This is a genomic window from Phreatobacter sp. (assembly GCF_016793595.1).
In the GTDB taxonomy this organism is placed as follows: Bacteria; Pseudomonadota; Alphaproteobacteria; order Rhizobiales; family Phreatobacteraceae; genus Phreatobacter.
In genome coordinates, this window is sequence record NZ_JAEULY010000004.1 from 1021303 (window position 1) to 1046439 (window position 25137).

At 68.5% G+C, this 25137-nt stretch carries 25 protein-coding genes; 14 read left to right on the plus strand and 11 right to left on the minus strand.

Going from position 1 to position 25137, the window contains the following annotated elements:
- Positions 1–55: 55 nt before the first annotated feature.
- The 6 genes from JNK84_RS09075 to coxB all read right to left on the minus strand — a co-directional run bounded on the left by JNK84_RS09075 (position 56) and on the right by coxB (position 5424).
- The gene (locus tag JNK84_RS09075) at positions 56–940 is read right to left on the minus strand and encodes a cytochrome c oxidase subunit 3 (RefSeq protein ID WP_293423146.1); all 885 of its coding nucleotides are present in this window, start codon (positions 938–940) and stop codon (positions 56–58) included.
- Between the two features lie 59 nt (positions 941–999).
- Entirely contained in the window at positions 1000–1611 is a 612-nt protein-coding gene (locus JNK84_RS09080) for a cytochrome c oxidase assembly protein (protein WP_293423149.1), read from the minus strand.
- A 7-nt stretch (positions 1612–1618) separates the two neighbouring features.
- A complete protein-coding gene (locus tag JNK84_RS09085) occupies positions 1619–1783 on the minus strand; it encodes a CoxF protein (RefSeq protein ID WP_293423152.1) in 165 nt (54 codons plus the stop codon).
- Positions 1784–1795: 12 nt separating this feature from the next.
- On the minus strand, positions 1796–2728 hold the full coding sequence (locus tag JNK84_RS09090) for a heme o synthase (protein ID WP_293423155.1): 933 nt from the start codon (positions 2726–2728) through the stop codon (positions 1796–1798).
- A 97-nt stretch (positions 2729–2825) separates the two neighbouring features.
- Positions 2826–4466, minus strand: coding sequence for a cytochrome c oxidase subunit I (ctaD, locus tag JNK84_RS09095; protein WP_293423158.1), 1641 nt, complete (start codon positions 4464–4466; stop codon positions 2826–2828).
- Positions 4467–4515: 49 nt separating this feature from the next.
- Positions 4516–5424 carry a cytochrome c oxidase subunit II gene (gene coxB / locus JNK84_RS09100; protein ID WP_293423161.1) on the minus strand — a complete coding sequence of 303 codons (909 nt, stop codon included), beginning with the start codon at positions 5422–5424 and terminating at the stop codon, positions 4516–4518.
- A 492-nt stretch (positions 5425–5916) separates the two neighbouring features.
- On the opposite strand from coxB, the gene JNK84_RS09105 reads away from it, so the two are divergent.
- From JNK84_RS09105 to JNK84_RS09150, 10 genes are all read left to right on the plus strand, one after another.
- The gene (locus JNK84_RS09105; protein ID WP_293423164.1) at positions 5917–6444 is read left to right on the plus strand and encodes an invasion associated locus B family protein; all 528 of its coding nucleotides are present in this window, start codon (positions 5917–5919) and stop codon (positions 6442–6444) included.
- A gap of 79 nt (positions 6445–6523) precedes the next feature.
- Positions 6524–7939: a metalloprotease TldD gene (gene tldD, locus JNK84_RS09110; protein ID WP_293423167.1), complete on the plus strand. Its 1416-nt coding sequence runs from the start codon at positions 6524–6526 to the stop codon at positions 7937–7939.
- A gap of 67 nt (positions 7940–8006) precedes the next feature.
- Positions 8007–8258 (plus strand): type II toxin-antitoxin system CcdA family antitoxin, encoded by a 252-nt coding sequence (locus JNK84_RS09115; RefSeq protein WP_293423170.1) that lies wholly within the window; start codon positions 8007–8009, stop codon positions 8256–8258.
- A 6-nt stretch (positions 8259–8264) separates the two neighbouring features.
- A complete protein-coding gene (locus JNK84_RS09120; protein WP_293423173.1) occupies positions 8265–8576 on the plus strand; it encodes a CcdB family protein in 312 nt (103 codons plus the stop codon).
- Between the two features lie 98 nt (positions 8577–8674).
- Positions 8675–10516: a monovalent cation:proton antiporter-2 (CPA2) family protein gene (locus JNK84_RS09125; RefSeq protein WP_293423176.1), complete on the plus strand. Its 1842-nt coding sequence runs from the start codon at positions 8675–8677 to the stop codon at positions 10514–10516.
- Positions 10513–11955 carry an MATE family efflux transporter gene (locus JNK84_RS09130; RefSeq protein WP_293423179.1) on the plus strand — a complete coding sequence of 481 codons (1443 nt, stop codon included), beginning with the start codon at positions 10513–10515 and terminating at the stop codon, positions 11953–11955. Before JNK84_RS09125 ends, JNK84_RS09130 begins: the two co-directional genes overlap by 4 nt.
- Before the next feature lie 89 nt (positions 11956–12044).
- Positions 12045–12875, plus strand: a complete 831-nt coding sequence (locus JNK84_RS09135) for a DUF937 domain-containing protein (RefSeq protein ID WP_293423182.1) — start codon at positions 12045–12047, stop codon at positions 12873–12875.
- Between the two features lie 113 nt (positions 12876–12988).
- Positions 12989–13606, plus strand: a complete 618-nt coding sequence (locus tag JNK84_RS09140; protein WP_293423185.1) for a Spy/CpxP family protein refolding chaperone — start codon at positions 12989–12991, stop codon at positions 13604–13606.
- Positions 13607–13784: 178 nt separating this feature from the next.
- Complete coding sequence (locus JNK84_RS09145) at positions 13785–15188, plus strand: sigma-54-dependent transcriptional regulator (protein ID WP_293423188.1); 1404 nt, start codon at positions 13785–13787, stop codon at positions 15186–15188.
- 173 nt (positions 15189–15361) lie between these two features.
- Entirely contained in the window at positions 15362–15847 is a 486-nt protein-coding gene (locus tag JNK84_RS09150; RefSeq protein ID WP_293423191.1) for an META domain-containing protein, read from the plus strand.
- Here JNK84_RS09150 and JNK84_RS09155 read toward each other — a convergent pair whose 3' ends face one another.
- From JNK84_RS09155 to JNK84_RS09175, 5 genes are all read right to left on the minus strand, one after another.
- On the minus strand, positions 15848–17449 hold the full coding sequence (locus JNK84_RS09155) for an alkaline phosphatase D family protein (RefSeq protein ID WP_293423194.1): 1602 nt from the start codon (positions 17447–17449) through the stop codon (positions 15848–15850).
- A gap of 40 nt (positions 17450–17489) precedes the next feature.
- Positions 17490–19589: an ABC transporter ATP-binding protein/permease gene (locus JNK84_RS09160; RefSeq protein ID WP_293423197.1), complete on the minus strand. Its 2100-nt coding sequence runs from the start codon at positions 19587–19589 to the stop codon at positions 17490–17492.
- Between the two features lie 91 nt (positions 19590–19680).
- Positions 19681–19959, minus strand: a complete 279-nt coding sequence (locus JNK84_RS09165; RefSeq protein ID WP_293423201.1) for a hypothetical protein — start codon at positions 19957–19959, stop codon at positions 19681–19683.
- A gap of 85 nt (positions 19960–20044) precedes the next feature.
- Entirely contained in the window at positions 20045–20866 is an 822-nt protein-coding gene (locus JNK84_RS09170) for a ChbG/HpnK family deacetylase (RefSeq protein WP_293423204.1), read from the minus strand.
- 25 nt (positions 20867–20891) lie between these two features.
- Positions 20892–21932: a glycosyltransferase family 2 protein gene (locus JNK84_RS09175; protein WP_293423206.1), complete on the minus strand. Its 1041-nt coding sequence runs from the start codon at positions 21930–21932 to the stop codon at positions 20892–20894.
- Between the two features lie 128 nt (positions 21933–22060).
- Between JNK84_RS09175 and JNK84_RS09180 the strand changes: the two genes are divergently transcribed.
- The 4 genes from JNK84_RS09180 (at position 22061) to JNK84_RS09195 (ending at position 25134) form a co-directional block, all read left to right on the plus strand.
- A complete protein-coding gene (locus JNK84_RS09180) occupies positions 22061–22525 on the plus strand; it encodes a GtrA family protein (protein WP_293423208.1) in 465 nt (154 codons plus the stop codon).
- Between the two features lie 23 nt (positions 22526–22548).
- On the plus strand, positions 22549–23034 hold the full coding sequence (locus tag JNK84_RS09185) for a hypothetical protein (protein ID WP_293423210.1): 486 nt from the start codon (positions 22549–22551) through the stop codon (positions 23032–23034).
- 66 nt (positions 23035–23100) lie between these two features.
- Positions 23101–23541: an acyl-CoA thioesterase gene (locus JNK84_RS09190; protein WP_293423212.1), complete on the plus strand. Its 441-nt coding sequence runs from the start codon at positions 23101–23103 to the stop codon at positions 23539–23541.
- Positions 23542–23631: 90 nt separating this feature from the next.
- On the plus strand, positions 23632–25134 hold the full coding sequence (locus JNK84_RS09195; RefSeq protein WP_293423214.1) for a L,D-transpeptidase family protein: 1503 nt from the start codon (positions 23632–23634) through the stop codon (positions 25132–25134).
- The last annotated feature ends 3 nt before the right edge of the window (positions 25135–25137 follow it).

The window sequence follows — 25137 nt, forward strand, 5'->3', positions numbered from 1 at the left end:
GCAAAGGGGCGGCCGAAGCCGCCCCTTCAAGGCAAGACCGCCGGGAGCGCCGGGGTCAGTGGCCGGCGCCAACCGCGCCCGCGAGCGCCCGGCCGGACCAGTCATAGGCCCAGACGTAGATCGCCGCGAACAGGAACAGCCAGACCACGTCGACGAAGTGCCAGTACCAGGCGGCCGCCTCGAAGCCGAAGTGCTTTTCCGGCGTCAGGTGCGTGTCGCGATAGAGGCGCAGCGCGCAGATGAACAGGAAGATCGTTCCGACGATGACATGGAAACCGTGGAAACCGGTCGCCATGAAGAAGGTGGCGCCGTAGATGTGGCCCGAGAAATTGAAGTGGGCGTGGCTGTACTCATAGGCCTGGATGCAGGTGAACAGCACGCCGAGCAGCACCGTGAACCACATATACATCTTGGCCTGCTCGCGCTCGCCGGTGACGATGTAGTGGTGGGCGGCGGTGACCGTGGTGCCCGACAGCAGCAGGACCATGGTGCCGAGCAGCGGCAGCTGCAGCGGATAGAAGGTCTCGATGCCCTTCGGCGGCCAGTGGCCGCCGGTCAGCTCCGTGCGCTGGAACTGATGGACCTCGCCGGGGAAGAGGGCGGCGTCGAAAAACGCCCAGAACCAGGCGACGAAGAACATCACCTCGGAGGCGATGAACATGATCATACCGTAGCGCAGGTGCAGCGAGACGACGCGGGTGTGGTCGCCCTGCTGGCCTTCCTTGATGACGTCCGCCCACCAGCCGTACATGGTGTAGAGCACGCCGATCAGGCCGGCGAAGAAGACCACCGGGCCGAGCTTGATGCCCGCCAGCGGCATGGCCTTCATCCACATGACCGCGCCGATCGCCATGACGAAGGCCGACATGGAGCCGATGAACGGCCAGGGGCTGGGCGGCACCAGGTGGTAGTCGTGGTGTTTGGCGTGGGCCTCGGCCATCGCAGGTCTCCGTATCCTTACTCGCCCGGCGGGCTGCCGCCCGCCGACCCTTGTTCTTCTCAGTTCGTTCGCGTGCCACCCGCGGCCGCGCCCTGCTGCTCGGCGAGGGGCCGCGGCGGCTGGTTCTGGCGGAAGAAGGTGTAGCTCAGCGTGATGGTGTTGGTGGCCTTGGCTTCTGCGTCGTCGGCGATGGCCGGATCGACGAAATAGACCACCGTGAATTCGCGCGACTCGTGCGGTTGCAGCGTCTGCTCGGTGAAGCAGAAGCATTCCAGCTTGTTGAAGAAGCGGCCGGTCTCGGCGGGCGCGACATTGTAGGTCGCCATGCCGGTGACCGGCTGATCCGAGGTGTTGGTGACCGTGTAGGTCATCGTATGCGTCTCGCCGGCACGCACGGTCTGGCGCGCGGTATCGACGCGGAAGCGCCAGGGCAGGCCCGGGCCGACATTGGAATCGAAGCGGATGTCGATGGCATGATCGACGATGCGGTCGGCCGGACGCTCCGCCCGCATGGTGGTGCCGCCGAAGCCGGTGACCTGGCAGAACAGGTTGTAGAGCGGCACGGCGGCATAGGCCGCGCCGAACATGAAGACGCCGAAACCGAAGGCCGAGAGGCCGACCTTGACGTCGCGCTTCCAGCTGCGGGGGGTGGCGGCCACGGGTTCGCTCATCGCAGCCTCACATCGGACGCTGGAGCATGGCCGGACCCTTTACCAGGGTGATGACCCAGAACATGACGCAGAGGCCGGCAAGCGCGATGGCGATGGCCACATTGCGCTGGCGCTGGCGCTTCTTTTCCTCGGGGGTGAGGACGATGCCGGGCTCGCGGGACTTGTCGGACATGGCGGCCACCGCTCAGAACAGCCGCGCGACCACGCCCTGCTCGACGAGCAGCACGGCGAAGAGCGCGAACAGATAGACGATGGAGAAGGCGAACATGCGACCCGCGGCCTTGCGGGCGGGAACGCCCTCGCGCTTGCGGAAGATCTCGACCGCCAGCCAGAGCATGGCGAGGCCGCCGACCAGCGCGGTGGCCGCATAGGCCACGCCGGCAAAGCCGAGGAACCAGGGCGCCATGCCGAGCGGCGCGAGCAGCACCGTATAGATCAGGATCTGGCGGCGCGTCTCGGCCTCGCCGGCGACGACCGGGAGCATCGGCACCCCGGCGCGGGCGTAATCCTCGGACTTGATCAGCGCCAGCGCCCAGAAATGCGGCGGCGTCCAGAAGAAGATGATCAGGAACAGGACGATCGATTCCACCGAGACGGAGCCCGTCACCGCGGCCCAGCCGATCATCGGCGGGAAGGCGCCGGCCGCGCCGCCGATGACGATGTTCTGCGGCGTCCAGCGCTTCAGCCAGATCGTGTAGACGACGGCGTAGAAGAAGATGGTGAAGGCGAGGAGACCGGCCGCGAGCCAGTTGGCGACGAGGCCGAGGACCAGCACCGAGAAGGCCGACAGCACGAGGCCGAAGGCCAGCGCCTCGCTCGGCGAGACCCGGCCGGCCGGGATCGGGCGGTTGGCCGTGCGGGTCATCTTCGCGTCGATGTCGGCGTCGTACCACATGTTGAGCGCGCCGGAGGCGCCCGCGCCGACGGCGATGCAGAACAGGCTGATGGCGGCGAGAATGGGATGCAGCGAGCCGGGCGCGACGACGAGGCCGGTCAGCGCGGTGAAGATCACCAGCGACATGACGCGCGGCTTCAGGAGTTCGATGAAATCGCGCGGCTCGGCCTGGCTGACGAGCGCCGCGCGGTTCACCGGGTTCGTGTCATCGACGAGGGACAAGATCTTGCTGCGTCTCGTTCGGCGGCCCCGAGGGCTGCCCTTTCAGGGATGAAGCCCGGGGCCTTGGCTCCGGGCTTCGGGGAATGTCGTCTGCGGCTCAGCGGATGCGCGGGAGCTGCTCGAACTGGTGGAACGGCGGCGGCGAGGTCAGCGTCCATTCCAGCGTCGTCGCACCCTCGCCCCACGGATTGTCGCCCGCGAGCTGCTTGCGCGAGAAGGCGTGGAAGATGCCGAACAGGAAGATCGCGACGCCGACGGCTGCGATGTAGGAGCCGATCGAGGACACGTAGTTCCAGGTCGCGAAGGCGTCGGGATAGTCGACGTAGCGACGCGGCATGCCCTGCAGGCCGAGGAAGTGCTGCGGGAAGAAGATCAGGTTGACGCCGACGAAGGTCACCCAGAAGTGCAGCTTGCCGATGAACTCGGAGTACATGTAGCCGAACATCTTCGGGAACCAGTAGTACCAGGCCGCGAAGATCGCGAACACGGCGCCGAGAGACAGCACGTAGTGGAAATGCGCCACGACGTAGTAGGTGTCGTGCAGCGCGCGGTCGACGCCGGCATTGGCCAGCACGACGCCGGTAACGCCGCCCACCGTGAACAGGAAGATGAAGCCGACCGCCCAGAGCATGGGCGTCGTCATGCGGATGGAGCCGCCCCACATGGTGGCGATCCAGGAGAAGATCTTCACGCCGGTCGGCACCGCGATGACCATGGTGGCCGCCACGAAATAGGCCTGCGTCGTGACCGACAGGCCCGCCGTGTACATGTGGTGGGCCCAGACGATGAAGCCAACCACGCCGATCGCGACCATGGCGTAGGCCATGCCGAGATAACCGAAGATGGGCTTGCGCGAGAAGGTCGAGATGATGTGGCTGACGATGCCGAAGCCCGGCAGGATCAGGATGTAGACCTCGGGGTGGCCGAAGAACCAGAACAGGTGCTGGAACAGGATCGGGTCGCCGCCGCCGGCCGGGTCGAAGAAGGTGGTGCCGAAATTGCGGTCGGTCAGCAGCATGGTGATCGCGCCAGCGAGAACCGGCAGCGACAGCAGCAGCAGGAAGGCGGTGACCAGCACGGCCCAGGCGAACAGCGGCATCTTGTGCAGCGTCATGCCGGGGGCGCGCATGTTGAAGATCGTGGTGATGAAGTTGATCGCGCCGAGGATCGACGAGGCGCCGGCAATGTGCAGCGACAGGATCGCGAAATCCATGGCCGGACCCGGATGGCCGATGACCGAGGACAGCGGCGGATAGGCCGTCCAGCCGCCGCCGAAGCCCTGGGCGCCGGCCGGACCCTCGACGAAGAGCGAGATGATCAGCAGGCCGAAGGCCGGGGGCAGCAGCCAGAACGAGATGTTGTTCATGCGCGGGAAGGCCATGTCCGGCGCGCCGATCATGATCGGCACGAACCAGTTGGCGTAGCCGCCGATCAGCGCCGGCATGACCATGAAGAAGATCATGATCAGCGCGTGGCTGGTCGTGAACACGTTGAACGTGTGCGGATTCTTGAAGATCTGCATCCCCGGCTCCATCAGCTCCATGCGGATGCCGATGGACAAGGCGAAGCCGATCAGGCCGGCGAAGATCGCGAAGACAAGGTACATCGTGCCGATGTCCTTGTGATTGGTCGAATAGACGTAGCGCCGCCAGCCGGTCGGGATGGCGTGATCGTCATGACCGTGATGGTCATGAGCATGGTTTTGGCTGTGGTCGGCGGTGGCGTGAGCCTGAGCCATATCGTCAAGTCCTCGACAAGAGTCGTCTGCTGTGCGGTGCGCCGGTGTGTCAGCGCGCCTGCGTGATCTCGTTGGCCGCGACCTGCGTCGGCTGCGGCACCGATGCGAAGCGCTTCTTGGCGTCCTCGACCCAGGCGGCGAAAGCCTGTTCGGAGACGACGCGCACGGCGATCGGCATGAAGGCGTGGTCCTTGCCGCAGAGCTCGGAGCACTGGCCGAAATAGATGCCCTCGCGGGTGGCGCGGAACCAGGTCTCGTTCAGGCGGCCCGGCACGGCATCGACCTTGATGCCGAAGGACGGGACGGCAAAGGCGTGGATCACGTCGGAGGCGGTGACCTGGACGCGCACGACCTTGTTGACCGGGACGACGATCTCGTTGTCGACGGCCAGGAGGCGCGGAACCTCGCGGGCCGGGGTGCCGCGAGCGATGCGCTCGGCGCGCTCGGCATCGGTCTGCATGATCGAGACGAAGGAGAAATTGCCGTGGTCCGGATAGTCGTAGGACCACTTCCAGGTCGACGCCGTGGCCTTGATGGTCAGGTCGGCGCGCGGGATCACCTGCTGCTGGTAGAGCAGGCGGAACGAGGGAATGGCGATGATGATGAGGATCAGCACCGGGATGACGGTCCAGGCGACCTCGATGCCGACATGGTGCGTGGTCTTGGACGGCACCGGATTGCGCTTCTCGGAGAAGCGGTAGAGGCACCAGCCGAGCAGGCCGGCGACGAGAATGCAGATCACGGTGATGATCGGCAGCAGGAAGCCGTTATGGAACCACTCGATGAAATCCATGATCGGCGTGACCGATTCCTGGAAGCCGATGCCCCGCGGCACCGGCTGCCCGAGGCCCTGCTGGGCGAAAGCAGGATCGAGAACCGCCACCAGCGCCGCGACGGCGGCGAGCGCGACCGCTCCGCCCTTGACCGCCGACGCGCCGTTCCGCATCGCCAAACGCATCTTCATCCGCTCCATAACCTCGGCCCGTGGGCTGCTTTGGCCCCGGACCGGCTCGTTCTTGTCCGCCCGGCCGATCGCGACCTTGCGGGCCCTTCGCGTTCCGGCCGGGCGCCGGTCACAAACGACCGCGCCGCAAAGGCTGCCGGGAGGGCTTTCGGCCCCCTTGAAACACAAAAACGCCATGCTCGCAATGCGACCGTTGAGAGCCGTTCCAGACAGAGGAGCGGCCTCAGCTTGAAGGCGTTATAAACTCCTGGTGCACTGCGTGAAATCCGCCGAAAGGCGACGCAGCCGCTCGTATTCGGCATGACGCATCGGCATTTCGCACATAATCTTGACAGGTTCGCGGGGGAATGGTCCGTCCCCTATCGGCTGGCGCCTGCGCGGCGGCCCGGCGATTCGTCCGCCGGCCGGGCGGAAGCGCCCGGTCGCGGCGGGCAGGCGGCCCGAAATTGTCTGCGGGCCCTGGCGGGCGATCCCCTGGAGTGACGGATGACCAACAGGACCATGCGGCAAGGCGCAGCCCGGCTCGGGGCATTCGGACTGGCGGTCGCCCTGGCGACCGGCATCGGCGCGGGCGCGGCCCTCGCCCAGGGCGCGGTGCGCGCCACCCACGGCGACTGGCAGGTGCGCTGCGATACGCCGCCCGGCTCGCGGGCCGAACAGTGCGCGCTGGTCCAGAACGTCGCCGCCGAGGACCGGCCCAACGTGGCGCTGACCGTCATCGCGCTGAAGACCGCCGACGGCCGGGCCCGGCTCCTGCGCGTCCTCGCCCCGCTCGGCGTGCTGCTGCCCTCGGGCCTCGGCCTCAAGATCGACACCACCGATGTCGGCCGCGCCGGCTTCGTGCGCTGCCTGCCCTCGGGCTGCGTCGCCGAGGTGGTGATGGACGACAACCTGCTCGGCCAGCTCTCCAGTGGCCAGACCGCGACCTTCATCATCTTCCAGACGCCGGAAGAGGGCATCGGCGTGCCGGTGTCGCTGAACGGCTTCAAGGCCGGCTTCGAGGCCCTGCCCTGACGAAGCCCGCCGCCGGGCTCGCATCGGCCATGGTTAGGCACTAGATAGCCCGGACCACATCCATTCGTCCGGAGCCGCCATGGCCGACCATTCCCTCCTCGCCCGCGCCGAGCTCGACCCGGCAAAGGCGCGCGCCATCCTGGCCGAGGCGCTGACCGGCGCCGACGACGGCGAACTGTTCGTCGAATACAAGCAGTCGGAATCGCTGGTCTTCGACAATGGCCGGCTGAAACAGGCGGGCACCGACAACAGCCAGGGTTTCGGCCTGCGCGCCGTGAAGGGCGAGGCGGTCGGCTATGCCCATTCCTCCGACGTCTCCGAAGCCGCGCTGAAGCGCGCGGCCGAGACCGTCCGCGCCGTCGCCGGCGGCTATTCGGGAACGCTGGCGCCCGGGCCGATCCGCTCCAATGTCCGTCTCTACGGCGATGAGAACCCGCTCGATGCCCCCGCCTTCGCCGAGAAGGTCAGGCTGTTGGAAGCGATCGACGCCTATGCCCGCGCCCGCGACCCGAAGGTCCGGCAGGTCACGGCCTCGGTCGCCGGCTCCTGGCAGGTGGTCGAGATCCTGCGACCGGACGGCGAGCTCTATCGCGACGTGCGCCCGCTGGTGCGACTCAACATCACCGTGGTCGCCGGCTCCGGCGAGCGGCAGGAGGTCGGCTCGCACGGCTTCGGCGGCCGGGCCGGCTATGCCGAGTTCATTGCCGAAGGGCGCTGGAGGCATGCGGTCGACGAGGCCGTGCGGCAGGCGCTCGTCAACCTGGAAAGCGTCCCCTCGCCCGCCGGCGAGATGGATGTCGTGCTGGGGCCGGGCTGGCCCGGCGTCATGCTGCACGAGGCGGTGGGCCATGGCCTCGAGGGCGACTTCAACCGCAAGGGCCAGTCGGCCTTCGCGGGACTGATGGGCGAGATGGTCGCGGCTAGGGGCGTCACCGTCGTCGACGACGGAACCATAGCCGACCGGCGAGGCTCGGTCTCCATCGACGACGAGGGCACGCCCTCGAACCGGACGGTGCTGATCGATGACGGCCGCCTCGTCGGCTACATGCAGGACCGGCAGAACGCCCGCCTGATGGGCGTCGCCCCGACCGGCAACGGCCGGCGCGAAAGCCATGCTCACGTGCCCATGCCGCGCATGACCAATACCTACATGCTCGAGGGCAGCCATACGCGCGACGAGATCCTCGCCAGCGTGAAGAACGGTCTCTATGCCGTGAACTTCGGCGGCGGGCAGGTGGATATCACCTCCGGCAAATATGTCTTCGAGTGCACCGAAGCCTACCGGATCGAGAACGGCCGGATCGGCGCGCCGGTCAAGGGCGCGATGCTGATCGGTTCCGGCCCTGCCGACATGAAGCGCGTCACCATGGTCGGCAACGACATGAGCCTCGACACCGGCATCGGAACCTGCGGCAAGGCGGGCCAGTGGGTGCCCGTCGGCGTCGGCCAGCCGACGCTGAAGATGGAGCGCATCACCGTCGGCGGCACGGGCTGACGGCGCGTTGCCGCGTCGGTCATGCGCATGTATCCTGCGCATGACCGGGCCAGAAGGGGAGCGAGGCATGCTGGATCGCCTGCATCGCAAAGTGCCGTCGGCCAAGCGCGCCGTGAATCTCTCGCTCTCGGCCGATCTCGTCGAGGAGGCGAAGGCGCAGGGCCTCAACCTGTCACAGTTCGTGGAAGAGAAACTGTCCGAGGCCGTCCGCGCGGAACGAGCCCGACGCTGGAAGGAAGAGAACCGCGCGGCGATCGAGGCGCATAACGAGGAAATTCGGAAGAACGGGCTCTGGGCCGAAGAATTCAGGCCCTGGTAGCCTGCCGTGGCCAATCAGTTCGACGTCCTCCCGAATCCGGCAAGCTCGCGCGGCACGCGTCCCTATATCGTCATATTGCAGGCGGACCTGATCGACGACACCGAACTCGTCCTTTGCGCGCCGTTGATACCGGCGGGAGATCTGGCCCAGACATTGATCCTGCACCCGCGCGTGCACGTGAAAGGCCTGCCGTTTCATGTCCTCATGGATGAACTGGCACCCTTGCCGCGCCGCCGCCTGAAGTCTCCGGTCGGCTCGCTCGCCGCCGACCGCGGCTCCATCGCCCGCGCAATCGACCTGTTGTTTTTTGGCATCTAGTCGCGGCCGACATCGCACGCTTGAGAACTTGCGGGTGTTGCATCGAAAAGTGCGGCATAGATTAAGAGAGCTATCTCCTCCGACCGTTCCGCGAGCGCATGGCCGACGTTCACTCCCCCACCGCCTTCGTCGTCCCCGCCGTCACGCTGCTTGCCGCGGCCGTCGTCGCCGTCCCGCTGTTCAGGAAGATGCAGCTTGGCTCGATCCTCGGCTATCTCGCCGCGGGCCTCGCGGTCGGCCCCTTCGGTCTGGCGCTTGTCAGCGACGCCTCGACGATCCTGCACGTCGCCGAACTCGGCGTGGTCATGTTCCTGTTCATCATCGGGCTGGAAATGCGACCGTCGAAGCTCTGGGGCCTGAGGAAACAGATTTTCGGGCTCGGCCTGTTGCAGGTCGGCGTCTGCGCGGCGCTGCTGACGCTGGTCGGCGTCGCAGGCGGATTTCCCCTGACGGTGTCCTTCGTGGCGGGCGCCGGCTTCGTGATGACCTCGACCGCCATCGTCATGCAGACCCTGGAGGAGCGCGGCGAGCTGAACACGCCGCCGGGCCAGAAGATGGTCTCGATCCTGCTTCTGGAAGACCTCGCCATCGTGCCGCTGCTGGCGCTGGTCGCCTTCCTCGCGCCAGCCGTCACCGGCGGCGCCGGCTCGGACATCGTCTCGCGCCTGACGGCAGTGGCGGTCGGCCTCGGGTCCATCGCCGCGCTGGTCCTCGCCGGCCGCTACCTGCTCAATCCGATGTTCCGCTTCCTCGCGGCCTACGGCGCGCGCGAGGTGATGACGGCGGCGGCGCTGCTGGTCGTGCTCGGCTCGGCGCTGGCGCTGCAGGTCGGCGGGCTGTCCATGGCCATGGGCGCCTTCCTCGCCGGCGTGCTGCTGTCCGAATCGACCTTCCGCCACCAGCTCGAGGCCGACGTCGAGCCGTTCCGCGGCATCCTGCTCGGCCTGTTCTTCATGGCGGTCGGCATGTCGCTCGACGTGTCGGTGGTCGCCGCCAACTGGCGGCTCGTCGCCGTCTATGTCTTCGCCTACATGATCGCGAAGGCCATCGGCATCTATCTGGTCGCTCGCGTGCTGCGCTCCAGCCACGCTGAGGCGCTGGAACGCACGATCATGATGGCGCAGGGCGGCGAGTTCGCCTTCGTGCTCTATTCCGCCGCGCTTGGGACCGGCCTGATCGACGGACAGGCCAATGCGGTGCTGACCGCCATCGTCATCATCTCCATGGTGCTGACCCCGCTCGCGCTGATCGGCCTCAAATACGTCCTGCCAGCCGAAACGCCATCGGCCGACGGCCTCGAAGTCGCCGACGGTCTCTCCGGCGAGGTGCTGCTGATCGGCTTCGGACGGTTCGGCCAGGTCGTGTCGCAGGCGCTGCTCGCCGAGCGCGCCGAAGTGACGATCATCGACAATGATGTCGAGATGATCCAGGCGGCCGGCAATTTCGGCTTCCGCATCTATTATGGCGACGGAACGCGGCTCGACGTGCTGCGCGCGGCGGGGGCCGGCCGGGCCCGTATGATCTGCGTCTGCGTCGACAAGCCGGAAGCGTCCGGGCACATCGTCGAGCTGATCAAGGCCGAGTTCCCCTTCGCCAAGCTGTTCGTGCGCTCCTTCGACCGGCAGCAGACGCTCAAGCTGCGCGAGGAGGGCGTCGATTTCGAGATCCGCGAGGTGGTCGAAAGCGCGCTGATCTTCGGCCGCGAGGCGCTGGTGACGCTGGGCATCGACCGCGAGATCGCGCGGCAGATCATCGCCGATCTGCGCAAGCGCGACGCCGCGCGGCTCGAACTGCAAATGCACGAGGGCATCCAGGCGGGCCGCCACCTGATGCACCAGCAGGTGCAGCCGGCGCCGCTGACCCAGCCGGTGCGCAAGGCGACGGCGCTCAATGCCGAGGCGGAAGACGTGCTGTCCGACGAGACGCGGTATTCGGGATGAACCGGCCAGCAGCCGGCGGCGTGCCGGCCAAGTTCACCCAGGGCTCGACGATGCGCCATGTCATCGTCATGACCGCGACCGGCTCGATCGGCCTGGTGGCGATCTTCGTCGTCGATCTCCTGAACCTGTTCTACATCGCCCAGCTCGGCGAGCAGGAGCTGGCGGCGGCCATCGGCTATGCCGGGACGCTGCTGTTCTTCCTGACTTCCTTTTCCATCGGCCTGTCGATTGCCGGCACGGCGCTGGTGGCCCGCGCTCTCGGCGCCGGCGACCGCGAGAAGGCCCGAAGGATCGGCACGTCGAGCCTGTTGCTCGTCGCCATCAGCATGACCGCGCTGTCGCTCTGCCTCCTGCCGTTCTCGGCGAAGCTGCTCGGCCTGATCGGCGCGACCGGCCGCACGCTCGCTATCGCCGACCGCTTCCTGTGGTTCGTCATGCCGGCGACCGGCTTTCTCGGCCTCGGCATGATGTATTCGTCGATCCTGCGCGCGGTCGGCGACGCCCAGCGCGCCATGTGGGTGACGCTGGCCGGCGGCGTGGTGACCGCCATCCTCGATCCGATCCTGATCTTCGCCCTCGGTCTCGGCGTGGACGGCGCGGCGATCACCTCCATCATCTCGCGAATGGCCATGGCGGCGATCGGCCTGCATGGCGTGACCTATGTCCACCGGCTGACCACGCGCCCGACGCTCGCCGGCATCGCCGCCGACATCCGCCCGCTCGCCGGCATCGCAGTGCCGGCCGTGCTCACCAACATCGCGACGCCGGTCGGCAACGGTGTCGTCACGGCGATGATCGCCCGCTACGGCGACAGCGCCGTGGCCGGATGGGCGGTGCTCGGACGGCTGGTGCCGGTCGCCTTCGGCGCCTTCTTCGCGCTGTCCGGCTCGGTCGGCCCGATCATGGGCCAGAATGTCGGCGCGCGGCTGTTCTCGCGCGTCCGCCAGACGCTGGTCGACTCGCTGATCTTCCTCAGTCTCTACGGCATAGCGGTCTGGCTGGCGCTGATGGCGCTGTCTCCGCATATCGTGGCGCTGTTCGACGCGACCGGCGGCGCGGCGGCGGTGATCAGCTTCTTCTGCGTCTATGCCTCGCTCGGCTGGGCTTTCAACGGCGCGGTGTTCGTCGGCAACGCCGCCTTCAACAATCTCGGATTTCCGACCTACTCGACCGCGCTCAACTGGGGGCGGGCGACCGTCGGCACCATCCCCTTCGCCTATGGCGGCGCCTGGCTGATGGGTCCGGCGCGCGGCGCGGAGGGCATCATCGCCGGGCAGGCGGTGGGCGGCATCCTGTTCGCGATCCTGTCGATGATCGTCTGCTTCCGGGTGATCGACAGGATCGCCCTGCGCGCGCCGGACGAACCGCCTCTGCCGCCGGCCTCGCCCTCGGCGCAGTCGCCCTTCACCTCCGGAAAGGGGGCCACCGCCGGCTCGTGACGGGCCGGCGACGGCATGGTTAGATGCATTCCAAGGGCTGAAGAATCGGCCGGCGGGCCGGCCGGCCCGAAGCGATGGGAGCGCCGACCATGTTCAATCTCGCCGATATCCTGGCGCAGGCCCAGAATAATCAGGGTTTCGACGCCCTCTCCCGCCAGCTCGGCATGGCGCCCGACCAGATCAGGACGGCGATGAACGCGCTGCTGCCGGCCTTCTCGCTGGGGCTCAATCGCGCGACCCAGTCGCCGGCCGACATGGCGAACCTGTTCGGCCTGTTCACCAGCGGGCCGAACTACGCGCAGATGTTCGAGAACCCGCTGGCCGCCGGCCAGTCGATGATCACGGCGGGCCAGCAGGCACTGACGCGCATCTTCGGCTCCCAGGACCTCACCCAGGCCATCGCCCAGCAGACCGCGATGGCGACCGGCATGGGCCAGGAGATGATGAAGCAGGTCATGCCGATGATGGCCTCGCTGTTGATGGGCGGCCTGATGAAGGGGGGCATGAGCGGGCAGAACCCGCTCGGCGACCTCATCACGCAGACCATCGCGCGGCTGATGCCGCCCATGGCGCCGGGCACGGCCGATCCCGTCGGCGGGATGATGGGCATGTTCACCAATTTCTTCGGCGGCGCGGCCAAGCCAGCGGCCGGCATCGGCGGCCTGCCCGGGCTCGACCAGCTTGTCGAACTGTCGCGCCAGATGCAGGCGGCCAATCCACTGCTCAACGGCTCGCTGACCAATCCGCAGCCGGCGGGCGAGGCCTCTGGCCCGAGGACGATCGGCCAGCAGGCGGCCGACACCTGGACGGCGACGATGGGACGCCTGTTCGAGACCGGGCGCGACATGCAGGACCAGCAGCTGGCGCAGCTCGAGAAGCTGTTCGCCGATTTCGGCCGCAAGCCGCAGGCCGGAGCCTGAGGGCCGGGCCGGCGGCCGCCACATGAACGAAGTTTAACTCGGGTTCCGGCCAGAGCCGGCGTAGATTCTCCCGACTGCTGTTCGGGGGCGAACGCTTTTCCGGAGACCGACCCATGAGGACCAAGATCATTGTCGCGGGCGTGCTGGCCACCATGGTCACCGCCGCCGTCGCCGTGGCGCAGACGCCGCCGCCTCCCGGCCCCGGTGGCCCGCCCGCAGCAGGCAACCCCGATCGCCCGGGCCGGTTCGGCCGCATGATGCAGATGTCGCCGGAGGACCGCGCGGCCTTCCTCGATGCCCGCATAGCGGGGCTCAAGGCCGTGCTGCGGCTGACGCCCGAGCAGGAGCGTCACTGGCCCGCCTTCGAGGCGGCGCTGCGCGAGGGCGCGGCCCTGCGCGCCCAGCGGATGACCGAGCGCATGCAACGCTGGCGCGAGATGCGTGAAAACCGCGACGCGGCCCGTCCCGACCCGATCCAACGCCTGCGCGCGGCCTCCGAGCGAATGACCGCCCAGGCCGCCGTGATGAAGAAGATCGCCGATGCCGGCGCGCCGCTCTACGCCTCGCTGGACGAGAGCCAGAAGCGCCGCGCCGAGCGCATCCTGATGCGGCGCGGCGGCATGATGGGCGGACCGGGCATGATGGGTGGTCCGGGCATGATGCATCGCTGGGGTCGCGGCGGCGATGACGGCCAGCGGCGCGGCCCGGGCGGCGAGGGCGGCCGGCTCTGACCGGCACGCCGACTCGAACTGCCGCCGATTACCACTCCACGGGCCCGCCACGCGCGGGCCCGTTTCGTTTCGGGACGTTTCCGAACACTTTGGAAGGATTGTCGAAACCCGGCATTTACCCTGTTCGCGCACAGTCAGCGGCCACATATCCACGGTCCGCGTGAGGGGTCGCCCGGCCATGCCGCATGAATTGGGTCCAGAAGGACCAGCGCGTCGCGTTCTCGTCATCGATGCCGATCCGGCCGCGCGGCGCATGGCCCTGCAGGCGCTTTCGGGGTTCGCGCGCTGCATGGAGGCGAGCGACGAGGATGCGGCGCTCGCGGCGCTCGACCGCTCCGAACCCGACCTCGTCGTCGCCTGCCTCGACCAGGGTCCCGCGACCGACCCCGGGCTCATCGAGACCATCCGCTTTTCCGGCTATGAGGGACCGATCCTCGCCACCAGCGCGCGCGGGTCGCTCACCGTCGCCGTCGAGGCCATGCGCGCGGGCGCAAGCGACGTCGCCGTGAAGCCTGTCGCGGGGGCCGACCTCGTCCGTCGCGCAACCCTGCTGATCGAGAGCGAGGCCAAGGCCCGCCCTGTCGTGCCCCAGCGCCGGACGCAGCCCGATTTCGAAGGCTTCATCGGCGCCTCCGGCCCGATGAAGGCCGCCTACGAGCAGATCCGGCGCATTGCGCCGTCGAAGGCCCCGGTCTTCGTCACGGGCGAGAGCGGCACCGGCAAGGAAGTGACCGCGCAGGCGCTGCACGCCCGCTCCGGCCGGCCCGCCGCACGATTCGTCGCGCTGAACTGCGGCGCGATCCCGAAGGACCTGATCGAGAGCGAGATTTTCGGCCATGTGAAGGGCGCCTTCACCGGCGCCACGGAGGACCGCGCGGGCGCGGCCGAGCTCGCCGACGGCGGCACGCTGTTCCTCGACGAGATCTGCGAGATGGACCTCGCGCTCCAGACCAAGCTGCTGCGCTTCATCCAGACCGGCGAGGTGCGCCGGGTGGGCGATACGCGCATCCGCAAGGTCGACGTACGCTTCGTCTGCGCCACCAATCGCGATCCGCTGGCTGATGTCGCGGCGGGGCGGTTCCGCGAGGACCTCTATTACCGGCTCTGCGTCCTGCCGATCCACCTGCCGCCGCTGCGCCAGCGGGGCGCGGACGTGCTGGCGCTGGCGGAAGCCTTCCTCGCCCGCTTCGCGCAGGAAGAGGGCCGCCATTTCCACGGCTTCGACGAGGCTGCCGCGCGGATCGTCGCGGCCTTCCCGTGGCCCGGCAACGTGCGCCAGCTCCAGAACGTCATCCGCCGCCTCGTCGTCATGCATGACGGCGACTGGGTGACGGCGGCGATGCTGCCGCTGGCGCTGGCCCATGGGTCGCAGCATCAGCCGCGCGCCGCCATCGCGGCCGTGCCGGTCGCGAAGCCGGCGGTCGAGCCGTTCTGGCTGCAGGAGCGGCGGATCATCGAGGACGCGCTGGCCGCCTTCGACGGCAACCTGTCGCGCGCGGCGGCGGCGCTGGAGATCAGCCCGTCGACCATCTATCGCAAGCGCGAGGGCTGGGCGCGCGAGGGCCTCGCCAAGGCAGGCTGACCCGGCCCCGGAGCATTTCCGCTCTTCTCCGGATCGCGGAAAATCTCCGTGCTATTGCCTTGTTGCGTTTTGCACGCTGATCGCGCGCTTCTCTTCACGCGAACCGGCGCCCGCGTCGCTCGAAAACGCTCCGGGGGTTGCCGGAGGGAAGCCGCCGCGTTTAAGTCGGGGCGATGCAGAACCGATCGATCCGATATGCGGCGCTGATCGCCGCGACCGCCGGCCTTGCCAGTCTTGTTTTCGTCGATGCCGCCGAAGCCCAGCGCCGCCGCGAACCGGCGCGCCCACGCCAGCCGACGCGCGCCGAGATCATGCTCTACCAGCGCTTTCCCGTCGGCACGCGCCTCGCCGTCGTGTCAATCAACGGCCGCCGCCCCGTGGCGACCGACCGTCCCGCCTTCACCTTCACGAGCGGCTTCCGCATGACCGGTTTCGGCGGCTGCAACCCGGTCAATGCCGACTATCGCCGCGCCGGCCCGAGCGACATCCGCTTCGGCCCGCTCAATTTCATCGAGCGGCGCTGCGGCGGCGAGATCGACCGGCAGGAACGAGCGATCTTCTGGGCGATCCAGGGCGCGCGCGCATGGCGTCCGCACGGACTGCGCGGCATGACCTTCACGGGCCTGCGCGGCACCGTCACCTTCGAGCCGGCGTTCTGATCAGGCATCGACCAGGCCCGGCCGTCCCGCCTCGACCACCAGAGACTTGCGGGTCAGGACCGGCGAACCGGCGACGCTGACCTTCGGAACGACCCGGAAGTCGGCCTGCCATTGCCGGGGCGTGACCCGGTGCAGAGAGTAGCCGCGCTCGTTGCCGGCGAATTTCAGATGAGGGTTGTCCGCCCGCAGCATTCGATCATTGCGGAGCAGCGCCCGACCATCGCCCCCCGACGATATCGATGTCGCAAGGAACTCGACGCCGATGCAGGGGGATGCGGGATCGCGACCGTCGCGGTGCAGGTCGAGGGCCAGGCCAATATGAGCATCGCCGGTCAATACGACCGGATTCGCCCGCTCGACGCGCCGCAACATGGCGAGGACACGCTCCCGCCCGGCCGCAGCTCCGTCCCATTTGTCCATGTCGCCGGCATGGCGCTCCTGTGTCGTCGAACGCCCGAAGGACCTCCAGTCCATGGCGGCGAACAGCACCTGCTGGGCGAGAACCTGCCAGACGGAGCCTCCCGCGCGCAGCACGCCGTCCAGCCAGTTTTCCTGCGCCGCTCCCAACAGGGTTCGAGAGTCCTCCAGCGCCTCGTCGCACCCGGCGCGAATGCCATCGCCGCAGGGTTGCGGCGTGCGGAAGCTGCGGGTGTCCAGAACCGCCAGGGTCGCCAGCCTGCCGAAGCCGAACGCGCGGTAGGCAACGAGGTCGGGACCCCGCGGGAGGGCGCGACGACGGACCGGCATATGCTCGTACCAGGCCTGAAAAGCCGCCGCCCGACGGATGAGGAACCTGTCGGAGGCCGTGCCGCGCGGGCCGCTGTCGCCGGCCCAGTTGTTGGCGACCTCATGATCGTCAAAGCTCGGCAGGAACACACAGGAAGCGTGAGCCGCCTGCAAATCCGGATCGGTCTTGTAGAGCCCGTAGCGCCTCCGGTAGTCCGCCAGCGTCCGGCACGGTCCGAAACCATCCGGCATGGCGCGTATCACGGGCCGGCCGCCGGGCTCCGCGGCGACGCGGCCATATTCGTAGATGTAGTCGCCGTAGTGGAAGACGAAGGCGATGTCCTCCTCGGCAATGCGCCGCCACGCCGTGAAGAGCCCCTGCTCCCAGCGCTGGCAGCCGGCCGTGACGAAGCTCAGCGCGGAGAGATCATCGCCACGACGTGGCAGCGTCCTGGCCCGCCCCACCGGGCTGTCGATGCCGGCGACCCGGAAGCGGTAGAAGCAGACGCGTCCCGGCGGCAGGCCCGCCACCTCGACATGGACGGCGTGGGCCAGTTCCGGCACCGCCATCGCCGTGCCAGCCCTCAGAACACGGCGAAACTGCTCGTCCGCCGCGACCTCCCACGATACCTCGACCGGCAGGTTCGGCATGGCGCCATCCGCGTTGAACGGCTCCGGCGCCAGTCGCGTCCAGATGACGAAGCCGTCGTCCGACGGCTCGCCCGAGGCAATGCCAAGCGCGAACGGATAGGCGGAGAACCGCACCTGCGCCGACGCCTCCCGCGCCAGTCCGGCAACGCACAGTCCCGCGCCGACGGCTCTGGCCATCATGTCGCGCCGGTCAAGCCGGGATGAGGCTCCGAACAGCCAGTCCATCAGAACCGCGCCTCCGGGGCCGCCGGCGACACGGCGCGCCTCAGGCCTTCGCCATGGCCATCAGCGGCGCGTCGGCAGCGACATGGACGCCGTCCTCGCCCCTGGCGAGATGGACGCGCCGGTCGTGGAAATTCGCCAGCGTCGAGCGGTGACCGATGGAGACGATAGTGGCGTTCGGCAGCCACTCGCGGATCGCGGCGTAGAGGTTGGCCTCGCCCGCCTCGTCGATGGCGGCGGTGGCCTCGTCGAGGAACAGCCAGTCCGGCTTCGACAGCAGGGCGCGGGCAAGCGCGAGGCGCTGCTGCTCGCCGCCCGACAGGATCTGGTGCCAGGCGGCCTCCTCGTCGAGGCGCGAGCCGAGGGCCGCGAGGTTCACCGCCTCCAGCGCGCGGACGATGTCGGCATCGTCATAGGCACCGCGCTCGGCCGGATAGGTGACGGCATCGCGCAGGCTCGCAACCGGGAAATAGGGCCGCTGCGGCAGCAGCATGATGTCCGCGCCTTCGGGCGTCGCGACCCTGCCCGAGCCATGCGGCCAGATGCCGGCAATGGCGCGGAACAGCGTCGACTTGCCGGAGCCCGAGGGGCCGGTGACCAGCACCCGCTCGCCGGGATTGACGGTGATGTCGGGGGCGGAGACCAGCACCTTGCCCTCGGGAAGGGTGACCGACAGGCCGGACAGGGCCAGCGCCCCGCCCGCCTTCCCGGTGGCGATCGACGGCGCGGGCGCGACCCTCGCCGACGCGGCAGAGGCCTCGAAGCCGGTGAGGCGGTCGATCACCGACTTGTAGTCGGCAAGCGAGGCATAGAGGTTGGTGAAGATCATCAGCGCGGATTCCACCCGCCCGAAAGCGCCCGCGGTCTGGGTCAGCGAACCGAGCTGGACCGCGCCGGAGAAATAGGCCGGCGCCAGCATCACGAACGGGAAGATCACCGAGGCCTGGTTGACGAAGGTCGTGAACCAGGTGAGCCGCTTGGTGTATTTCATATAGTCGAACCAGTTGGCGACCACATTGGCGAAGCGGCGGGCAAGGCCCTGACGCTCGGCGGCCTCGCCCTTGAGCAGGGCGATCTGCTCGTCGTTTTCACGCACCCTGACGAGGCTGTAGCGGAAATCCGCCTCGTAGCGCTGGCGCAGGAAATTGATGCCGATCAGCGCGCGGCCGATGAGATGGGCGCAGACCGTGCCGAACACGGCGACGGCGAGCGCGGCCCAGACGAGATAGCCGGGAATCGATTCCAGGTTCACGCCGAAGACCTGATAGCGGAAGCTGGCGGAGAGACCCCAGAGGATCAGCACGAAGGCGTAGAGTGACAGGATCGCCGAGAAGAAGCGGATGACGAGGGCCAGCGTGTTGTCGGTGAACATGCGGATGTCTTCCGCGATGCGCTGGTCGGGGTTGTCGGCCTGGCTGCCCTTCAGCCGCATGCGGTAATGGCCGCCATCGGCCAGCCAGTGGCTGGCGAGACGCGCGGTCATCCAGCGCCGCCAGCGCATCTGCGTCCACTGGGTCAGGTAGAGCTCGTAGACGGCGAGGATGACCCACAGAAACGCGACGATGGTGAAGTAACGCAGTTCGATCCAGAAGGTCGCCTCCGCCCGCTCCTGAAGCGCGGTGTAGAAGCGGTTGTTCCACTGGTTGAGCAGGACGGTCGCCAGAACCTGCGCGATGTTGATGGCGAGCAGGATGAACAGCAGCGCATGGGCGACATAGCGCTCCTGCACCCGGAAGGAGAGGCCGAAAGGCAGTTCCACGGTGCCAAGGTCGCGCGCCTCGAAGAAGGGATCGGCGAGCCGGGTGATCTGGCGGATCGTGGCGAGGAAGGAAATCCCGTAGACGACCAACGCGAAGATGACGGACAGCAGGATCGAGGCGCGGGTCGGCAGATAGGGGCCGAGATAGTCCGGCAGCGCGCCCGCTTCCTTGACCAGCAGCAAGGCCAGCGCGGACAGGTGCCAGACGACGAGGAAGCCGATGATCGCCCGCACCATGGTCGAGGTCGAGCGCGCGAGGAAGGCCACGGCGCCGGCGACCAGCGTCAGGCAATAGACCCACCAGGGCAGATCGAGCCGGCCTGCGAGGGAACTCGCGCCGACGAGAGCGCCGGCAAGTCCTGCGACGATGGCGATGGGCAGCATGGGCGTTACCGGGAGCGGTTCGGGTCGGGAAATCGGGCGGGACGCGGCAGCCACTATGGATCACGCGGCATGCGGGAAGGAAAGGCCGGACTCAGGCGGGCGCGGCGGCCAGAGCCTGCCGCAGATCCTCCTCGGTGACGAGGCGCATGGCCTTCAGCACCTTCACCGCCTCGGTGGCGCGGCCGAGGCGCATGATCAGCACCACCGTCTCGGCATCGCCGCATTCGGGATGGGAACAGGCGATCTCGCTGACGGTGACGCCGTCGTCCTCGGAAAGGGCGAGATGGGCGCGGACCATCGCCGACAGCCGGCGCGATGCATCGGCCGTCTCGGGATCTGCCCCCCTGCGATTGAAGAAGAAGCGCGCCATGACACCGCCTTGTCGGGGCGAGTTATGGCCGATCCGTGGCGTCGCGCCAAGGTCGTTGTGGCGTTGCAACAATCGCGGGCAGGTCTCACGGGGTGTTGATGGCGCGCAAGCCGAGCGAAAACCCGGCGGCCGCGAGGTCCTGCGGGAAGGCGTCGCCGGCGAGATAGGCGAGTTCCCTCTCGCGGGGTTCATGAACGGGGTCGACGCGCTTCAGCGCCGCGTCGACATGGCCGGGATGGACCATGACGAGGCTGCCATCGGGCAGCGCCGGCAGGAAGCCGCGGAAGATGGCCGGAAACGTCCCGGCCCGCGCGAAGTCATAGGCTCCCGAAAAGGCAGGATTGGTGGCGATGCCGCGCGCGGCGGCGGCCCGCGCCAGCCCGCCGGACAGGCCCGCGATGATCCGGCCCTTGAGGCCCTGTCCGGCGCCGTGAGGACCGCGGCACTGACGGACCCAGGCATAGGGAGCGTGACGCTTCGCGGCATCCAGCACGAGATCGCGGATACCGGGCAGGAGATGGGCGTGCTGGTGGCCGTCGACGAAGTCGGGCGCCCGGCCGAGGGCCGACCGGAACGCGCCGAACTGCGCCCCGATCTCGGCGGCGACGGCCGCGCGGTCCAGACGGCGCAGGAAGGCGGCGGCCATCAGCGGCGCGATGGAAGGCCAGAATGCCGGCAGGTCCGGTGCGGCGAGCGGCGTCAGGCCGCCGGTAAGGGTGACGTGCAGGCCGATCTGGAAGCCGGGCGGCGCGGCGGCCAGCAGCGCCTCCGCCTCGGCTGCGAGGTCAGGCCCCGGCGTCATCACCGAGGTCGCGTTGAGGCGGCCGGCGGCGACAAGCTCGCGGATGGCGCGCGAGACGCCCGGCGCGAGCGCGTAATCGTCGGCGCAGAGGATCAGGCGCTTCATCGGGTGACGGACATGGTCTGGTCGGTCAGTCGCCCTGCGCCAGCGGGCCGCTGTCGCGCGCGCCCGGCTGGTCGGCCGCCCGCTTCAGTGACTGGTCGCCAACGAGATAGACCGGGCGCCCCTTCAGCTCCGACAGGATCTTGCCGATATATTCGCCGAGCACGCCGATCATCAGCAGCTGAACGCCGCCGATGAAGGTCACGGCCACGAACAGCGAGGGATAGCCGGGAACGGCATGGCCGAAGACGAAGGTCTCGACCACGATGGCCAGCGCATAGAGCAGCGAGGCGGCGGCGAGCAACGCGCCGAGCAGGCTGGCGATGCGCAGCGGCACGATGGAGAACGAGGTCAGCCCCTCAAGCGACAGGGTCATGAGGCCCCAGAAACTCCACTTGGCCTCGCCCTGCTCGCGCGGGGCAGGCTCGTAGGGAATGCCGATCTGGCGGAAACCGACCCAGCTCGACAGGCCCTTGAAGAACCGGCCGCGCTCCGGGAGCATGCGCAGGGCAGCAGCAGCGCGCGGGGACAGCAGGCGGAAGTCGCCGGCATCGGCGGGTATCCTGTGCTTCACGCCGGCATTGACCAGCCCGTAGAAGGCGCTGACGAAGAGCGTGCGCAGGCGCGGCTCGTCGCGGCGGTGAGCCTTGTAGGTGAAGACAACGTCGTAGCCATCGTCCAGCCAGCGCGAGATCAGCGTCTCGGCGACCGAGGTCGGGTGCTGGCCGTCGGCATCCATGAAGATGACCGCGCCGTAGCGGGCATGATCGAGGCCGGCGAGAAGCGCCGCCTCCTTGCCGAAATTGCGCGAGAAGGACACCACCTGCACGTCCGCGCCGTCGGGCTTGAGCCCCTGCGCCACCAGTGCCGTGCCGTCGCGCGAGCCGTCGTCGACGTAGAGAATCTCGACAGCGAGCCCGCGCGTCTCCTTCAGCTTGCGCGCGAAGGCGGTCAGCTTGGCGTGGGTATGGGGCAGCGCCTCGGCCTCGTTATAGGCCGGAACGACAATGGTGAGGCCGAAGGGAGGCTCGGCCCCGGGAAAGGCAATCACGCGCCTGTCACTGGTCATGTGGTCAACGGCTTCGCGCCGCTCCCGGAAAGGTTCACCATGATGCACCGTGTTCACGGCCGCGTGAAGGGTTGCCAGACCGGCTCGGCTGATTGATGACCGAAAAGCGTGTAGACGACGACCGCATGATGAACGACGGACAACAGAATCGCAGCGAGCGCCCCGGTCTTGCGGCCCGGCTGGTCAGCGAGGCGCGCAAGATCGTGTCCTTCGGGCTGATCGGCGCCGTCAACGGGGTGGTCAATTACGCCGTCACCGTGGGGCTGACGCTGTTCGTGCTGGCGCGTTTCGGGCTGGCGACGGACGATGTCGCGCTCGGCGTCGCCAAGGCGCTCGGCTGGGCGGTGGCGGTGACCAATTCCTACCTGCTCAACACCATGATCACCTTCGCGGCAGAGAGCGGCCGGCGGTTGAGCTGGCGCACCTATGGCAAATTCGTCGCGTCCGGCACGCTGGGGCTGACGGTGGAGGTCCTGAGCTTCCTCGTCGCCGTGCGCTACCTGCCGCTGACGCTGGCGGCGATCGTGCCGATCGGCTTCGCCTTCGTCGCCAATTTCGCCATGACGCGCTTCGTCGTCTTCCCCAATCGCTGACGCCAGCCGGAGCGCGCAACGCCATGGCGATGGACACGCCGCAGAAGACGTTTCCGCCCTTCGCCGACGAGGCTGCCGTGACGGCCGTCATCGAGGGATTCCGGGCGCGCAGCCTGCCCTTCGCCGACTGGAGCCATCAGGCCCATCTCGCGGTCGGCCTCTGGCATGTCGCGACATTCGGCGAGGAAAGGGCAAGGCCGCAGCTGCGTGACGGCATCAGCGCCTACAACGTCGCGGTCGGCCGGGTGAACGACGACATGCGCGGCTATCACGAGACGGTGACGTTCTACTTCGCCTGGGCCGCGGCGCGACACCTCGATAACGATCCGCCCGGCAGCCTGGTCGAGCGCGTCAACCGCTTCGTCGCCAGCCCGCTCGGCGGCAAGGAGGGCATCTTCCGGTTCTGGAGCCGCGAGAGCCTGTTCACGCCACGGGCAAGGCTCGGCTGGCTGGAGCCGGACCTCCGTCCGCTCGATGCCGCGGTGCTGATGGCGCCCGCCGGGAGCTGAAGGCTTTTCAAAAGCTGCCGGATCGGTTCTGGTCGGGCCATCGACCGCAAGCGAAGCCGGAGAGCCATGTCCGCCCGTCCCCTGCCCCGTCCCCGCAGCGATTTCCGCTGGTTCGCCCCGATCCAGACCCGCTGGTCGGACAATGACCAGTACGGCCACGTCAACAATGTCGTCTATTACTCGTATTTCGATACGGTGGTGAACGCCTTCCTCATCAACAAGGCGGGACTGGTGCCGGTCACGGGCCCCTGGATGGGCCTCGTCGTGGATACGCGCTGCTCGTTCTTCGCGCCCGCGAGCTATCCCGAACCGCTCGAAGCGGGCCTCGCCTTCGCCGAGCGCGGCCGGTCGAGCCTGCGCTACGAGATCGGCATTTTCCGCGCCGGCGGCCCGGAAACGCTGGCGCACGGCCATTTCGTCCATGTCTATGTGGATGCGGCGAACCGCCGGCCGATCCCGCTCCCCGAGAGCCTGACGGCCGCCATCGACGCCGCGGCGGCCGGCTGAGGCGACCTGACGTTCAGGAATTGTTTGCCTTAATTGCGCTAAGGATAACGGCTAGAGTGCCTCAACCCACAGGAAGCATTCCCCTCGGTCATGATCTCGTCTCTCGCTCCCCGGCTCGTTCGCGCCGCGCTGTTCAGCGCCGCGGCATCGTTCGCCATGGCCGATGCGATGGCGCAGACACAGCCGCAGGCCGAGCAGACGCCGGCCGCGCCCGCCGCTTCTGCCGAGCCGCCGCCGGCGCTCGCGCCTTCCATCCCTGCCGCTCCGCCGACAGCGGCCGCTCCCGACGGCCAGCAGCAGGCCGCTCCGGTGCCGCAGCGGCCCCGCCCGCAGCGCCCGCCGCCGCCCCCGCGCGTGACGGCGATCTCCTCCGATCCGCAGCCGACCTATGCGCCGCAAACGGTCACGACGACCCAGCGGGCGCTCGAAAGCTACCGCCGCATCGCCCAGGCGGGCGGCTGGGGCGTGCTGCCGGCTGCGACCCGCCTCGCCAAGGGCGCACGCGGCGCCCCTGTCGCCCTGCTGAAGCAGCGGCTCGCGATCGAGGGTGATCTGAGTGCCGGAGCCTCGCCGGGCGAGACCTTCGACGAGACCACCGCCGAGGCGGTGAGGCGCTTCCAGCGCCGCGTCGGCCTGCTGCCGTCCGGGGTGGTGGCGGCGGCGACCATCCGCCAGCTCAACATCCCCGCCGAGGCCCGCGTGCGGGCGCTCGAGAAGTCGCTGGAGCGGCTCGCCGACAGCCGCTTCGCCTTCGGCCAGCGCTACGTGATCGTCAACATTCCGGCCGCCGCGGCCGAAGCCGTCGAGGGCGGCGTCGTGCGCCGCCGCCACGTCGTCATCGTCGGCAAGACCGCCCATGCCTCGCCGATGGTCGAATCCCGCCTGACAGTGGTGAACTTCAATCCGACCTGGACGATCCCGACCTCGATCATCAAGCGCGACATCATCCCGCGCATGCGGCGCAATGCGGCGACGCTCGCCAACATGCGCGTGCGCATCCTCGACCGCTCCGGCAACGAGGTGAACCCCGCCTCCATCGACTGGACCACCGAGCGGGCCGTCAACTACACGCTCAGGCAGGATCCCGGCCCCGGCAATTCGCTGGGACGCGTGCGCATCGACATGCCGAACACGGAAGCGGTGTTCATGCACGACACGCCCTCGCGCGGGCTGTTCCAGTCGGACAGCCGCTCGCTGTCGTCGGGCTGCGTGCGCGTCGCCGACGTCTCGGACTTCGTGACCTGGCTGCTGACACCGCAGGGCTGGACCAAGGAACAGGTGGTCGAGGGCATGACCGAGACGCAGCGCCGCGACGTGCGCCTCGCGCAGGCCGTGCCCGTCTCGTGGGTCTATCTCACCGGCTGGGCCGCGCCCGACGGCACCGTGCAGTTCCGCGACGACATCTACGGCTGGGATGCGCCGGGCGCGCCGCCGCAGCGCGTCGTCAGGCCGGCCGAGCGCCCGCCGCAGGCCCCGGCGCAGATCGCGCCGCAGGTGCAGCAGGCGCCGCCGCCGCAGCGCAATTTCCTGGAAGGCCTGTTCGGCGCGCCGCCGCAGCCGGGACGCCAGCCCTCCGCCGACATCCGCTACTGAGGC